Source organism: Candidatus Phytoplasma ziziphi, from assembly GCF_003640545.1.
GTDB classification, from domain to species: domain Bacteria; phylum Bacillota_I; class Bacilli_A; order Acholeplasmatales; family Acholeplasmataceae; genus Phytoplasma; species Phytoplasma ziziphi.
In genome coordinates this window covers 674,957-688,250 of record NZ_CP025121.1, presented here as the reverse complement: position 1 = coordinate 688,250, position 13,294 = coordinate 674,957, and the positions used below count along the sequence as shown (strand labels likewise).

Genomic DNA, 13,294 nt, shown 5'->3' with positions numbered 1-13,294 from the left:
AATTATTCATCGACATCATAATATAAAGTTCGATGTTGTCCTGTTCTTTTCTCATATAAATCAATTTTTTTTAAAGATTTAATATGATTAGTATTCCATAAAACGCCTTCTTGTTCGTAATTATAAAAAGGAAATTTTAATTTAAAATCATAATTAAAGATGACGAAAGGTTCTTTAATTTTTTGATTAATCGGATAAACACCAACAATCTTATCTTTTTGAATATCTTTAATAACGATTTTATCGATTGCCAAATAACTTGGTCCTCCAAAATTAGTTCCTTTATCATAAATAATTTCTAAATGGTAATTTTCAGGAATAAAAGGTATTGGTTGGGGAGAATAAGGTTTATTCATACTCCAAAAGAAATATAAATGAGAAGCTCCATTACCCATGTTCTTTAAATCTTCTAAAGTATACTTATCATTTTGACCCTCTCTACTTCCTCCTTCAAAATAAGCTAATAAAAATTTTTCAGGAGGAGGTTCTTTAATCCGAAAATTAAAAGATACTTGGTTATCAATATCAGAAGTATTATATAAAGCATAACTAAAATGAGTTTCAAATTTTTTATAAGGAAAAAAATATTTTAACCAACCCAAAACTTCTTTCATCCCTGTATTTTCACCTAAATAAACATCATAAACTTCTAAATGTTCTAAGTGTTCTTTTTTAATAGGTATAACGGATTGATAATAAAAACGATCAATTTCTGAAGAAGCTGGTTGAAAATTATTGTTTAAAAGTATTTCTTTTTCTTTTGAAATCTCAGAAAATACAGTTTTTGGAGATATTATTTTTTCTTGAGGAGATAAATAATAATAAGCAATTCCAATGCCTAAATAAAAACAGAAACATAAACTATAAAGAGACAACCAAAAAGAAAATTTGTTTTTCAATTAATTTAAAGTTTCTAATTGTTGTTGACAAATTTCTTTATGTTTGATAAAAAGTTGTTTTAAAGCTTCATCTTTTTCCATTTCTATGTCCTCTGTTAAAGCTTCAATTTTATTTTTTAATTGCATTTTAGTAATTAAATTATTAATTTCTTGATTGATTTCTATTATACGTTTTTCAATTTCTGTTTGTTTGGTTTCTAAAGGAGTTTTATCGGCAGGAGTTAAATTAGGTTTTTTTAATTTTTCTTTTAAATCTTTTAAAATATCATTTTGTAATTCATCTTTTTCAGTGAATAATTTTTGTTTTTCTTTTAAAGCTAAAAATTCTTTTTCTTTAGTTAATTTTTTTTCCGCCAGCTGATGTTTTTTAGCTAAAGAAGTTTCCTTTTTAACTTCATTTTCTTTTAATTCTTTTTCACATTCTTGAATATCAGTTTCTAAATGATTCATATAAGTTTGAAAAGTAATGAAATTTTTTAAATTTGTTTGTTTTTCTTGTTGTTTTTTCATAATTTGTTCTAAATTATTTTTAGTTTCAGGAGTTAAATTTTCTTTGTTTAATTCTTCTTGGAGAGTTTTCATTTTAATTTCTAAAGAAGTTAAATCCTTATTTTCTTGTTCGCACAAGACATTTACGGGTTTAATTTCTTCTATTGATTTGTGAGTAAAGTAATGATAACTGCCTGTAGTGATAGTTAAAAGAATAAATAAGAAACTAATAAATAAGAATAATTTTTTCGGTATTCTTTTTATTTTCATAATTTTTTGCATTTTTTTGTCCTTTTCTTTTTTTAATTATTTAATATTCTTGTTGATTATGATGAATTAAAGAAAAATGTTCTTTTTTTTCTTTTTCTTGGTTTGGATCAACAACATTTTTATTTTCTTTTTTGTGGGGATTAATATGGAGATTTTTAATAGTTAAAGATAAATCTTTGGAAAAATCTTTTAATTGTTGGTCTTTTTGTTGACGCAATTGTTCTTCTACTTCTTTTAAAAGCTTTTTAAAAGATTTTTCCTTGGAAGTATCATGATTTTTAGGTTGATAAATTTTATTATTAAACCAGATGACAAATAAATTAAAAAGACTACCAATAATAAAACCTAAAGCAAAATTATTCATCATCTTCTTCTCTATCCTCACTTTCTTCAATAAGATTATTTTTGACAATTCCCATTTTCTTTTCTAATTTAGATATCTTCCCTGCAAATTTTTCTTTTTTGGTTTTTAATTTTTGATTTTGAGATTCTAATTTATTTTGTTTCATTAATAGTTTGTAAAATTTTTTTTTATAATAATTTTTTTTGATTTCTGGTTTGAAGAAACCGATAACAAACATAATAGGGTATAAAAAAAGATTAGTTATGAAAACAATAAGAGGTTTAAAACCAGTTAAAAAACTGGTTACTAAAATATTAGTGGCGATAAAATCTAATCTTCGATCTAAAATTTCCACTACTGTAAAACCATGAAACCAATCTTTCATAAAGGTAAACACACTCAACAAAGGAGTTAAAAGCCACATAATCAATTTATTTCCTTTGATTTATTTAATTTTTTTTAACAGTACTTCAATTTGTGTTACAATATGAGAATTACTGCTTACTGTTTGAGTATGATGAGTTTTCAAAGGGGTTTTTTTCTTGTTTTTAATATTTTTTGTTGCAGGTTTATTTATTGACTTATTTATTTTTTTTACAAAAGGCATTTTTTTTCCTTCCTTTCTTTTTCACTTGTCCGCTTTATAAAAGAATATAAAGTCAAAAAGGAGATTTTTTTTAGTTTAAAAAAACCTTATATTCTTTTATAAAGCGGAAAAGTTAAATTATTTTGATTTATTTAAATTAAGTTAATTTAATTTTTTTAACCGCTTGTTTTAAAGTATTTGAAATTTTAAATTTGACAACTGTAGATTCAGGATAATAAATTTTTTTTCCTTTAACATTTGTTAATTTTCCAGCGGGCTGAGTTTTTAAGACAAATCTTCCTAAACCTACTGACAAAATGACTTCTGAATAATGAGTAATCGCTTCTGTTAATACTTTTTCAAAGATGTTATAAAAAATTTCTGTTTCTGTAATAGTAACTCCGCCTTCTTTAGCTATTTTTGTAATTAAATCGGCTTTCGTAAAACGAAATTTTGCTTCTTCTTTTTTTTTATTTTTATTATTTTTGTTGTTTTTTATAGACATGGTTTAATTCCTTCTTTTTTTCTTTTTCTTTTTTTTGTTTCTTTAAAACCTAAATTATAAAATTGAAAATAAGTATTATAATCGTATTCTTTTGTATCCTGTAATATACGTTTATCATTATATTTATATTCGAATACTTTAGTTATTTTATTATTGTTGTATAAAAATTTTTTTAAAAGTAAGCTTTCAAAATAAAAATTCTCTTCTTTTTTAATAGTGTTTTGGTTATCTTCGAAAATAATTTCTAACATTGGCCCTATCATAATTTATTTTTCAACTCCTTTTATTTTTATTATTTTCTTATTTATATTTTGTTTTGTGTTTGTCATCTTTAATCTTCTTTTCCTGCTTTCATTAATGTTTGATATTGTTGTAAAATTTTTTGATATTCCTGAGCTTTAATTTTCATCTCTTCAATAAAAGAAGATTTTAAAAATACTTCTTGGAGATAATGTTCTCGGGGATTAAAGTACACTAAAAAAAAGGCACTTTTACTTTCGGAACAAAATAAACTACATTGGATTTGGGCCCAATAATAAGGAGGTATAATGTCGTTTTCGAAAAATTCTTTCCATGAGGAACTATTTTTATCCAAAGGACATTTTATTTCTAACATCGTCTTACTTTCTGCATGATAACCATCCAAAGAAGCGGAAAAAATATCTCTTGTAAATACTGTTGGCTCATAATTTCTTTTTGTTTTAACTGAAAAGAATAAATTCGCTTGAGGTTCGGTTTTTTTACCATGTTCCATCGCGGGATTAGAAATAAAGGTACTACCAAATAATTTTTTTTTAATTAAATCTTCTTTTGTTTCATAAGGGTTTAACCCCATAATGGTTCCTATTTCAGAAGCGTTAACATATTTTTTACGATGTTGAAACCAAGCCCAACTATTCTGTTTTAAATTAATTTTCATTTTAAAACTCCTTTTGGAAATTGATTTAAATTATTATGAGTCAAATCTAAATTATAAAATTGGCACATTTTCTTTAATTTATTAATGATTCGAAAAGCTTTCATAGTTTGGTTATTATCGTTATTAATTTTCAAATGTTCTAACAATTGTTGAGGATTTAAATTACTACTAATAAAAGTAATTAATCCTTTTTCTTGACGAGCGTTTAAAAGAGAATAGAAAATATCATCGCGAAAATAAACCGTTAAATTTTCCGCTCCTAAATCATCTAGAAATAAATAAGGAATATTTCTTAAACAATCCATTTTATGGTTTAATTCTTCATCAAACCATCCTGGTTTAAATTGTCTAGGTAAATCTGGAAGGAAAAGAAACAAAAAATCTTGTTTTTCTTTTAAAAAATATTTCATTATTAATTTAAAGAAGAACGTTTTACCAGTATTAAAATCACCATAGAGATATAAACTAGGTTTTGTTTGTTCACTTTCAAAATCATTCCAATATTTTTGAACTATTTTTCTTTTCAAAATTTCAATATTAATTTGTTTTAAATTTAGAAAATCTAAACTTTGATTAAATAAAGTATGAATTTTTTGAAGTTTATTTTGAAATCTATAAAAGACACTTTTTTCTGTTTCTTTATAAACTATCTGTATATATGGTTTCTTTTTCAAAATTAATTGATAACCAAAAGATGTTTCTTTTTCAGCTTTTAAATAATTTCCAATAGTGATTAAATCTTCTTCATGATAATCTTGGCCATAAATCAAATCTTTTAATTCAGGGAAAGTTTTTATTTTATTTTTAATTTCTTCTTGATAAGTAAGGATGATTTGATTATTTTGTGTTTTTTTCATCAGAAATCATTATTTCCAAAAAGTTGTTTTCGGGTTCTTTCAATTAAATCAGCATAAACATCTTGAGACTCAGAATTACCAAATGCTTGTTGATATAATTTTTCATTTAAAGCGACCATTTTATTTATTTCAGGTTCTTTTTTCAAATATAAAATTTTCTTTTGAAGATCAAAAGTATATTTTTTAGTCATTTGTAAATTCATTTGAATTTTAAAAGGTGGACTTTTTATTTTTTTAAAAATTACCAGTATTTCATAAAGGTCAGCATAATTAAGATATAAAGTCTGATTATCTAGATTAAAATTAGTTTTTTGATGGAATAAATAAATCTTAAAATAATTATTTATAATCAAAAAATTAATGATTTCTTTTAAACCATATAAATATTTATTCATTTTTGAAATCTCCTTTTTCAGTTTGACTTATTTCGAAACAAAAAAAATAAGTCAAACTATTTTTTTAATAAATAGTTGACTTATTTTAACTTTCCAACTGGTTCCATTTTAGTGGAGCGGGACAATTCGCTAATATTATTCATTATTTTAATGCCAAAAAACATATTATTGGTTATCGGAATTTAAAACCCATGGGTATTTTATTATATGGACCTCCTGGAACAGGAAAAAGTCATTTAATGGAAGCATTAAGCGGTGAAGTAGACGCTCATTATATTTCTGTCGATCCTTCTCAATTTGATAAAACCTATGTCGGAGAAGGTAATGAAGAATTAGAAAAGATTTGGGCCGAAGCTGAATCCCATGAGAAAACAATTATCTTCATTGATGAAATTAGTGGGTTAGCGAATCGTGAAGATAAAAACGCTAATCAAACTTCTAAAAACATTATTAATAATTTATTATTAAAATTAGATGGTTTTAAAAGAACTGATAAAAAAATTATTTTAATGGGTGGTACTAACCATTTAGAACAAATTGACGGCGCTTTAAGAAGTCGTTTTCAAAAAGAAATTAAAATAGATTCTTTTAAAAAAGAAGAAACACCTGGTTTTTTAAAATGGTTTATGTTAAAAAATAATTATCGTTTAAGTTATCACGCTGTTAATCATTTAGAAAGTTTAGTGACAAGAGCTTATAAGCATTTAGAAAAAATTAATAATGAAGCTCAAGAAGAAGCTCAAAAAGAAGCTCAAGAAGAAGCTCAAAAACATAAAATAAATATAGAAATCAAAGAGAAAACTTTATCCAATCGTGATTGGGTTAAATTAGTAACGGAAGCGGCTACGAATTATGACCGTTTCGCCTTTGAAAATCAAAATCATGAAGTCATGTTATCTTCTGATTTAGATGAAGCCTTAGATAATCTTTTAGGAATTAAGAAAACTAAAGGAGAAATCTTAGCTTATCGTAAAGAATGCGAAGATCAATATAAAGAATGGAAACAAGGAACTTTAAAATATTTAGAACCAAATAAAGATAAGACACCTATTCAAAAAACTTATATTTTGAGTCGTTTCAACGGTTTCGATCAATGTCAATACAAAGATAAAATTCCTAAAGATTTAGCGCCTTTTATTAGAGAACCTTTCAATAATTGGTATTATACAAATAAAATGCCTCCTTATAAAGGTCTTGGAGGTAGTGAAATGAGTTATTTTGTATGTTCACAGTTTGATATAGATAGTTTAAGTAAGGAAGATTCTAAATTTAACAATTCTTTTATCAGTATCGACGACACTATCCAAATGAAATACAAAGGTCCTAAATATTTATTAGAAGAAGATAAAGACTTTTACGTCAATGAAGTTCGATGTCCTTTACAACAAAATAAAAGATGGGAAAAAGGTAGAAACGCTACTTACTACCTTCACTTTAATCCAAAAAAACAATATATTACTTTATATACAGAGAAAATGAATACCAAAGAAAAATAAAAACAATTTACCACAAAAAGAGAGATGAAAAAAAACAACTTTTAATCAAAAATTCCTTTATAATAAAAAAAGATTTTTGATTTAAAAGAGAATAGAGGCTTTTTGTGGTTTTACCATTTTAAATATCAAAAAGAAAACCAACAAAACGCTCTCAAATAATAATGAGGGCTTGACTTGTTGGTTTTCTTTTTGAATACCTCATTGAAAAAAATATTCAGCCAAAACAAAAAAATTTAATTTAATTTTCATAAAAAATTTAGAAACAATAAAATAGAGGTTAAAATAAACTATAAATTCTCTCTATGAGAGGCAAAATAACTTAAATAAGACATTTTTTTTAATTTTAAGTAGAATACTATTACTAGATACTTTTTAATAAAGAATAGACACCTTTAAAGCTGTCATTTTTGATGATATCTTAAAATTAGACCGAACATTCCGCCATTTTTAATTATTTTGTTATTTATTTAATTTTTTTAATCAAATTTATATAAAAAAAATTGATTAATAAATATTTTTAAAAATCTTGAATCTTGTTTTTTTTAAAATTTTAAATATTTTTAAAAATCTTGAATCTTGTTTTTTTTTTTTTTTAAATCTTGCTTTTTTTTAAATTTTTTTAAAAAAAATATTTGACAAAATATATATTTTTTGTTATAATAAAAAAACAAGATTAAAGATTTTTAAAAATAATATATATATATTATTTTTTTTTTTTTTTAACATATGTTTTCTTTTTTTCTTTTTCTTTGGTTCTTTCTTTTTCTTTTTTTCTTTGTTTAGTTAAATTTTTTAAAATAAATTTATAAAATTTTTAATTTTTACTTGACATTTTATTTTTTTTATGTTACGATAATAGTAATTAATAAATAGTTTACTTTTTTAATTTTTGAACTTTCCAACTGGTTCTATTTTGATGGAACACAACCCAACTTAATTTTAAGCATTTCAGAACAATTTTAAAATAGAAAATTGTATTAAAAAATAAAAGTGCTTTTTCTTACTACTATTAATTTCTTTGAAAACGATTAATTTAATTTTTTAACGTTACTTTGATAATAAATTTAGGTATAAAAAAAGACCTTCCGTTTGAAGATCTTTAAAAGATATTTAATTATTTAAATTTACTTAACTGTTTTAAATAAATATTTTTAGTTATTGTTGGTTTAGTTTTGTCGAAAAATTTTAAATATTTTGGGCTATCTTTAAATATTTTGTGTTTGATTTTTCAATTGTTATTTCAACGTTATTTTTTTTACTTTTGCTTTAGTTTTTTAAAGAATGTATGATGTCGCCTTTGTTATATAGTCAGATTGTTTATTTTGTGTTGATTGAATTACTATTTTTCTATCTATTTCTTGTGGGTCTTGTTTCTTTTGGTTTCTGTCTGGTAATTGTTGGTCGTCTTTTGTTCCTTGGTTTCTATCTGCTCCTTGTTTGTATTGTTGTTTTTGGGTGTCTTGAATAAGTTTGTTAAAGAACGTATGAATCCGCTCTTGCCCGATTTTATATGTTTAGGTTGTTTATTTTGTGTTTCTTGTGGGTTTTGTTTTTCTTTTGAATCTTGTGGACTTTGTATTTCTTGTGGGTTTTGTTTTTCTTTTGAATCTTGTGGGCTTTGTGTTTCTTGTATTTCTTGTGGGTTTTGTTTTTCTTTTGAATCTTGTGGGCTTTGTGTTTCTTGTATTTCTTGTGGGTTTTGTTTTTCTTTTGAATCTTGTGGGCTTTGTGTTTCTTGTGGTTCTTGTATTTCTTGTGTTTCTTGTGGGTTTTGTTTTTCTTTTGAATCTTGTGGACTTTGTATTTCTTGTATTTCTTGTGGGTTTTGTTTTTCTTTTGAATCTTGTGGACTTTGTATTTCTTGTATTTCTTGTGGGTTTTGTTTTTCTTTTGAATCTTGTGGACTTTGTGTTTCTTGTGGTTCTTGTGGGTTTTGTTTTTCTTTTGAATCTTGTGGGCTTTGTGTTTCTTGTATTTCTTGTGGGTTTTGTTTTTCTTTTGAATCTTGTGGACTTTGTGTTTCTTGTGGTTCTTGTGGGTTTTGTATTTCAGCGTTTGGTGATTCTAATTTATTTTGCTTTTCAACTATTTTTTTTGTATTAGGATTATTTGGAGTCGTTGTTTTAGTGAAGTGCCAATATCCTAATGCAAAAATTACGACAATAACCGCAGATACTGCCCAAAGATATATTTTTTTTTGAGGTTTCATATTTAGAGTTTTAATACCTTTTATTGATTTTATGTAAATTAAAAAAGATTTTTTTATTTTACATAAAGATTCTAAACAAAAAAAAAAAAAAACAACTTATATATATTTTTTGAATAATAATTTCGAAATCTTTTTTAATCTTATCTTATGTAAAAGAAAAAAAGTCAAATCATCGATTTTTAAAAAATTTAGGATTCGAAAAATTTCAATATTTTTTTTTAAAAATCTTCAAAACTAATTATTAAAAAAATAATTTTCATATATTTTATAAAAATATTAAAAAAGATAATATTAAGAAAAGTGTTATTCGAAAATTTTTTAAAAATAAAAAAATCTATAATCAATTAGTATAAAAATTCATTATCTTTTAATAAAAAATTATTCATCAATTTAAAAAAAACGTTTATTTTTGGCTAGAGGGAACGCCAAAAGACAAATCATTTATTTAAAAATAACTGATTCGACTTTTTTCTTTTGTATAAGATAAGATTAAGAAATATTTCAAACTTATTATTCAAAAAATATATATAAGTTGTTTTTTTTTTTTTTTTCTAAAATTCTTATATAAAATAATAAAAAAATTAAAATTATTATTTTTAAAAGTTAAAAAATTTTTTTTAACTTAAATAAACTTCAGAAAAGGTATTAAAACTCTAAATATGAAATATCAAACAAAAAAAAATGTAATTAGGAGAACCCATACAGCTATCATTGCGATTTTTTCATCAGTATATCGGAACTTCAATAAGCCAACTACTCTTGAATATCCACAAACTTTAAGAAATACTACTACAGAAGAAACAGTCGAAGAAAAAAATATATCAGAACAAACTAAATCTCCTAAAACAAAACTTGAATCATCTAATATTAAACAAACTAAAAATTAGATAGATGATGAAATAATATGTCAATTTACTTAAATAATACTGAACGTGATGTAGAAAATAAAGTTATTAAAAAATTAGAATCATTAGGATATATCACTGATATACAAAATCCTGATAAAGATGTTTATTTACAAAAACCTAAATATAAAGAGGAATCAAAAAAATTAGCTGGCAGAAAACCAGATTTTATTATTTATTCCCGACAAAACGAACCCTTAGCTATTATTGAAACTAAAAAGCCAAATTCTAATTTGTTAAATGCAGAAAAACAAGCAGAAGAATATGCTAAAAAATTAGGAATTAAATTAATTTTTAGCTATGATGGATATCGTTTATTTTCTAAACATCTTTTCTTTAATGAAGAACTTCAATTTGGCGACACTCCTTTAGTTGATTTTGTGCAAAAAAAAGATTTAGAAAAATTTGTCGATAACTATAAAATTAATTTTAATTTTGGTAAAAAAATTCAATCTGAAAATCAATTTATTCAAGAATTAAAAAAATTAGAAGATGTTCTTTGGGCAACAGGTTTAAAAAAAGGAGACGAAAGATTTACTGAATTTTGTAAAATATTATTTTTGCGTTTAATTTCTGAAAAAGACAAGATTAATAATATTTGGACAAATATTGTTAATGCTTCTCAAGAAGATATTATTCATATCATTAATGGAAATTTAAAAAAATTAAATAAAAAATATCAAATGAATAAATACGGAGAAGAATTAAAACTGGATGTTAAACATCACGCTAAAGAAGTAAAATATATTGTCGAAAAATTAAGCGAAATTGATTTTATAAACACATCACTTGACGTTAAAGGGAGTGCTTTTGAATTTTTTTTAGGTTATCGTGGTTTAAATGATGATTTAGCTCAATATTTTACTCCTCGTAATATTATTCGTTTTATGTGTGATTTAGTAGAACTGAAACCGGGAGAAAAAATATATGATCCTTTTTGTGGTTCAGGCGGAATTTTAATCAATGTCTTTGAATATATAAAAAAACAAATAGACAAAAATGACAAAAAAGCTTTACAAAATTTAAAAGAAAATTCTATTTATGGTGCTGATATTAATTCAATAGCTTATGTAGCTAAAATGAATATGATTTTAGTAGGAGATGGTCATGCTAATGTTGTTCAACAAAAAGGCGGTTCTTTAATTCACAAAAGAACTAATCAATATGATATCGTCATCACCAATATCCCTTTTAATATGAAATTTGGCAATAATACAAATAATTTATACGATATTTCGAGTAATAATGGTAATTCTATTTGTGTTCAACATTGTTTAGACGCTTTAAGTAAAAATTTAAGTTCTCGAGCTTGTATTATTGTTCCTGAACAATTTATTTTTCATAAAAATCTAAAAGATACAAGGAAATTTATTATCAGTAGTTATGATGTAAAAATCTTTTCCTTACCTCAAGGTGTTTTCGAACCTTATACTAATGCTAAGACATGTATTTTATATTTAGAATATCAAGGAATAAAAGGTAATTTAGAATTTATTTATATTGATAATGTTGGATTTAGTTTAGATAAAATATTAAAGATCCAACATCTTTAAATCGCCAAAATTTTAATTATGATAAAATAGCACAACAAGATTTTTCTTTTCAACCTTTATTTGAAATTAAAACTCTTGATTCCGTATTTCTTCGAGATATTTTAACTATTTCACGAGTTCCTATTAAACTTGAATCAGAAAAAGAGTATTTTCAAATCACTATTCAAAGTAATGGGTACGGAATTAAAAAAAGAGGCAATAATAAATTTTTAAAAGGCAAAGATATAGGTGGAAAAAAAGGTTAAAAATCCAGATTTATTATTTTGGATGAAAATTTTTGTTATTCTAAATTAGGAGCTTGTAATGGAGCTTTTGGAAAAATTAATAATGATATACGCGGAGGTGTTTATTCTAGAGATTTTGTTTGTTTTAAATTAAATCCTAATTATTCATGGTTAGTTTAAATTTACTAACTCACCTTTTAAATACACCTTTGTTGATTGAATATTTTCGTAAAAATGACAAAGGCACAGCTCAAACACGAGTTCATGAAGAAATTTTTTTAAACGCCGTTATTCCTTTTTCTAAAGAAAAACTATTCCAATATAATAATTATTTAAATCCAGAACTAAAAAAATTCAATGAATTAAAAAAACAAGTTGATGAAGTTAAAGAAAAAATAAATAATATTTTATTAGAAAAATTAATAAGTTAGAAAACTTTTGTAATAATTCAATTTTTTTTATTGTTTATTTTATTTTTCATAATTTCTATTTTAACAATAATTAAAAAATAAAATTAATGAAAAAGTAATGTTTTTTCATACAAAACTAACAAAATTAAAATTTTGTAATTTATTTATTCCTAAAAACCAAATAAAATATTTTTTAAACTAAAAAAATAGTTAAAAAGTATAAGTTTTTTCTATATAAAAAAAAGTATTTCTGTTTTTTGATTTTTTTAAGGATATTCATTATATTCTTAAAAGATTAAAATAAAAAAATTTATAACATCAAATTATATTTTATATATGTAAATTTAATAAAAAAATAAAAATAAAATATTTAATTTTACTTTTTTATTATAAATATTAAATTCGGAATATTAATGTAATCTAAACGGTCGCGAATATTGTTTAACTATAAAAAGAAAGCAAAAAATATTCAAAAAATAAATTGAATAAGGTGAAAAAAATATTAACGTTCGTTTTTGTATTATTTATTAAAAATAGTTGTTGATAAATAGTACGTATTTTATATTGATTAAACAAAATTATTATTTTTACAATACCGTATATAATATAGAATGGCAGTTCAGTTTTAATTGATTGTATTATTTTTTTATTTAGATTTTTTGAAAAAAATCTTTATTCGTTGTTATATATAATTAAAATTACAATAATTAAAAATTAAATAGTTTTTTTATATAAATTTTTGTTACAATATTATTGTTAAAAGATAACAAAGTGGTGATCGAAGTTTAATTTTATTCAAGTGATAAAATTAAGTTTAGGAAAGTCCATGTTAGCACATGTTCGTAGGAAAGCATGTAGTGTTTGTGCTTAAGGAAAAAATAACTTAAGGTGTTTGATTTTTTTCAAGCAACGGCTTTTTAAATTCTAAAGACATATTATATATTGTTTATAATAAAGTCTATGAAAATAAAAAATAAAGTGCCACAGAGACGAGTTAATTAGAAATAATTAAGTGAAACGCGGTAAACCCCTCAAGCTAACAATCCAAAATTATGGTAGGAGCATATAAAAATCAGTTTTTCCTAATGTAAATTTTTATAATTGGTTTTTATACTATTTTTAGAAATAAAAGTAGAGATAAATGATCACACTTGTTTTTGATAAAAAAACAAGAACAGAACATGGCTTATTCGTGTTATTTTTTAAAATAGAATCTTTTTTTAAAAGATTCTTT

16 protein-coding genes and 1 other RNA gene are annotated in these 13,294 nt (G+C 23.3%); 6 read left to right on the top strand and 11 right to left on the bottom strand.

What is annotated here, in order from left to right; translation table 11 throughout:
• Window positions 1–2 precede the first annotated feature (2 nt).
• The 10 genes from CWO85_RS03305 to CWO85_RS03265 all read right to left on the bottom strand — a co-directional run bounded on the left by CWO85_RS03305 (window position 3) and on the right by CWO85_RS03265 (window position 5,263).
• Entirely contained in the window at window positions 3–899 is an 897-nt protein-coding gene (locus CWO85_RS03305) for a hypothetical protein (RefSeq protein ID WP_121464198.1), read from the bottom strand.
• Window positions 900–1,670 carry a hypothetical protein gene (locus CWO85_RS03300; RefSeq protein WP_121464197.1) on the bottom strand — a complete coding sequence of 257 codons (771 nt, stop codon included), beginning with the start codon at window positions 1,668–1,670 and terminating at the stop codon, window positions 900–902.
• Window positions 1,671–1,698: 28 nt separating this feature from the next.
• Window positions 1,699–2,025, bottom strand: coding sequence for a hypothetical protein (locus CWO85_RS03295; RefSeq protein WP_236628362.1), 327 nt, complete (start codon window positions 2,023–2,025; stop codon window positions 1,699–1,701).
• Window positions 2,015–2,425, bottom strand: coding sequence for a hypothetical protein (locus CWO85_RS03290; RefSeq protein WP_121464196.1), 411 nt, complete (start codon window positions 2,423–2,425; stop codon window positions 2,015–2,017). Before CWO85_RS03290 ends, CWO85_RS03295 begins: the two co-directional genes overlap by 11 nt.
• 21 nt (window positions 2,426–2,446) lie before the next feature.
• Window positions 2,447–2,608, bottom strand: coding sequence for a hypothetical protein (locus tag CWO85_RS03675; protein WP_161554994.1), 162 nt, complete (start codon window positions 2,606–2,608; stop codon window positions 2,447–2,449).
• Between the two features lie 136 nt (window positions 2,609–2,744).
• A complete protein-coding gene (locus CWO85_RS03285; RefSeq protein ID WP_121464195.1) occupies window positions 2,745–3,092 on the bottom strand; it encodes an HU family DNA-binding protein in 348 nt (115 codons plus the stop codon).
• Window positions 3,083–3,355 (bottom strand): hypothetical protein, encoded by a 273-nt coding sequence (locus CWO85_RS03280; protein WP_121464194.1) that lies wholly within the window; start codon window positions 3,353–3,355, stop codon window positions 3,083–3,085. Before CWO85_RS03280 ends, CWO85_RS03285 begins: the two co-directional genes overlap by 10 nt.
• 68 nt (window positions 3,356–3,423) lie before the next feature.
• Entirely contained in the window at window positions 3,424–4,011 is a 588-nt protein-coding gene (locus tag CWO85_RS03275) for a lambda-exonuclease family protein (protein WP_121464193.1), read from the bottom strand.
• Complete coding sequence (locus CWO85_RS03270) at window positions 4,008–4,868, bottom strand: hypothetical protein (RefSeq protein ID WP_121464192.1); 861 nt, start codon at window positions 4,866–4,868, stop codon at window positions 4,008–4,010. Before CWO85_RS03270 ends, CWO85_RS03275 begins: the two co-directional genes overlap by 4 nt.
• Window positions 4,868–5,263, bottom strand: a complete 396-nt coding sequence (locus tag CWO85_RS03265; RefSeq protein ID WP_121464191.1) for a hypothetical protein — start codon at window positions 5,261–5,263, stop codon at window positions 4,868–4,870. The genes CWO85_RS03270 and CWO85_RS03265 overlap by 1 nt, the downstream gene beginning before the upstream one ends.
• 191 nt (window positions 5,264–5,454) lie before the next feature.
• Between CWO85_RS03265 and CWO85_RS03260 the strand changes: the two genes are divergently transcribed.
• Window positions 5,455–6,759: an ATP-binding protein gene (locus CWO85_RS03260; protein ID WP_121464190.1), complete on the top strand. Its 1,305-nt coding sequence runs from the start codon at window positions 5,455–5,457 to the stop codon at window positions 6,757–6,759.
• Window positions 6,760–8,110: 1,351 nt separating this feature from the next.
• Here the strand turns inward: CWO85_RS03260 and CWO85_RS03800 are convergent.
• Window positions 8,111–8,968, bottom strand: coding sequence for a hypothetical protein (locus CWO85_RS03800; protein ID WP_236628361.1), 858 nt, complete (start codon window positions 8,966–8,968; stop codon window positions 8,111–8,113).
• Window positions 8,969–9,627: 659 nt separating this feature from the next.
• Here CWO85_RS03800 and CWO85_RS03250 point away from each other — a divergent pair.
• The 5 genes from CWO85_RS03250 to rnpB all read left to right on the top strand — a co-directional run bounded on the left by CWO85_RS03250 (window position 9,628) and on the right by rnpB (window position 13,254).
• The gene (locus CWO85_RS03250) at window positions 9,628–9,855 is read left to right on the top strand and encodes a hypothetical protein (protein WP_121464189.1); all 228 of its coding nucleotides are present in this window, start codon (window positions 9,628–9,630) and stop codon (window positions 9,853–9,855) included.
• A 17-nt stretch (window positions 9,856–9,872) separates the two neighbouring features.
• Entirely contained in the window at window positions 9,873–11,426 is a 1,554-nt protein-coding gene (locus CWO85_RS03245) for an N-6 DNA methylase (protein ID WP_121464188.1), read from the top strand.
• Between the two features lie 263 nt (window positions 11,427–11,689).
• Entirely contained in the window at window positions 11,690–11,830 is a 141-nt protein-coding gene (locus tag CWO85_RS03670; protein ID WP_161554993.1) for a hypothetical protein, read from the top strand.
• On the top strand, window positions 11,818–12,081 hold the full coding sequence (locus CWO85_RS03240) for a hypothetical protein (RefSeq protein WP_121464187.1): 264 nt from the start codon (window positions 11,818–11,820) through the stop codon (window positions 12,079–12,081). Before CWO85_RS03670 ends, CWO85_RS03240 begins: the two co-directional genes overlap by 13 nt.
• 745 nt (window positions 12,082–12,826) lie before the next feature.
• An RNA gene (gene rnpB / locus CWO85_RS03235) (RNase P RNA component class B) lies at window positions 12,827–13,254 on the top strand.
• Window positions 13,255–13,294 lie beyond the last annotated feature (40 nt).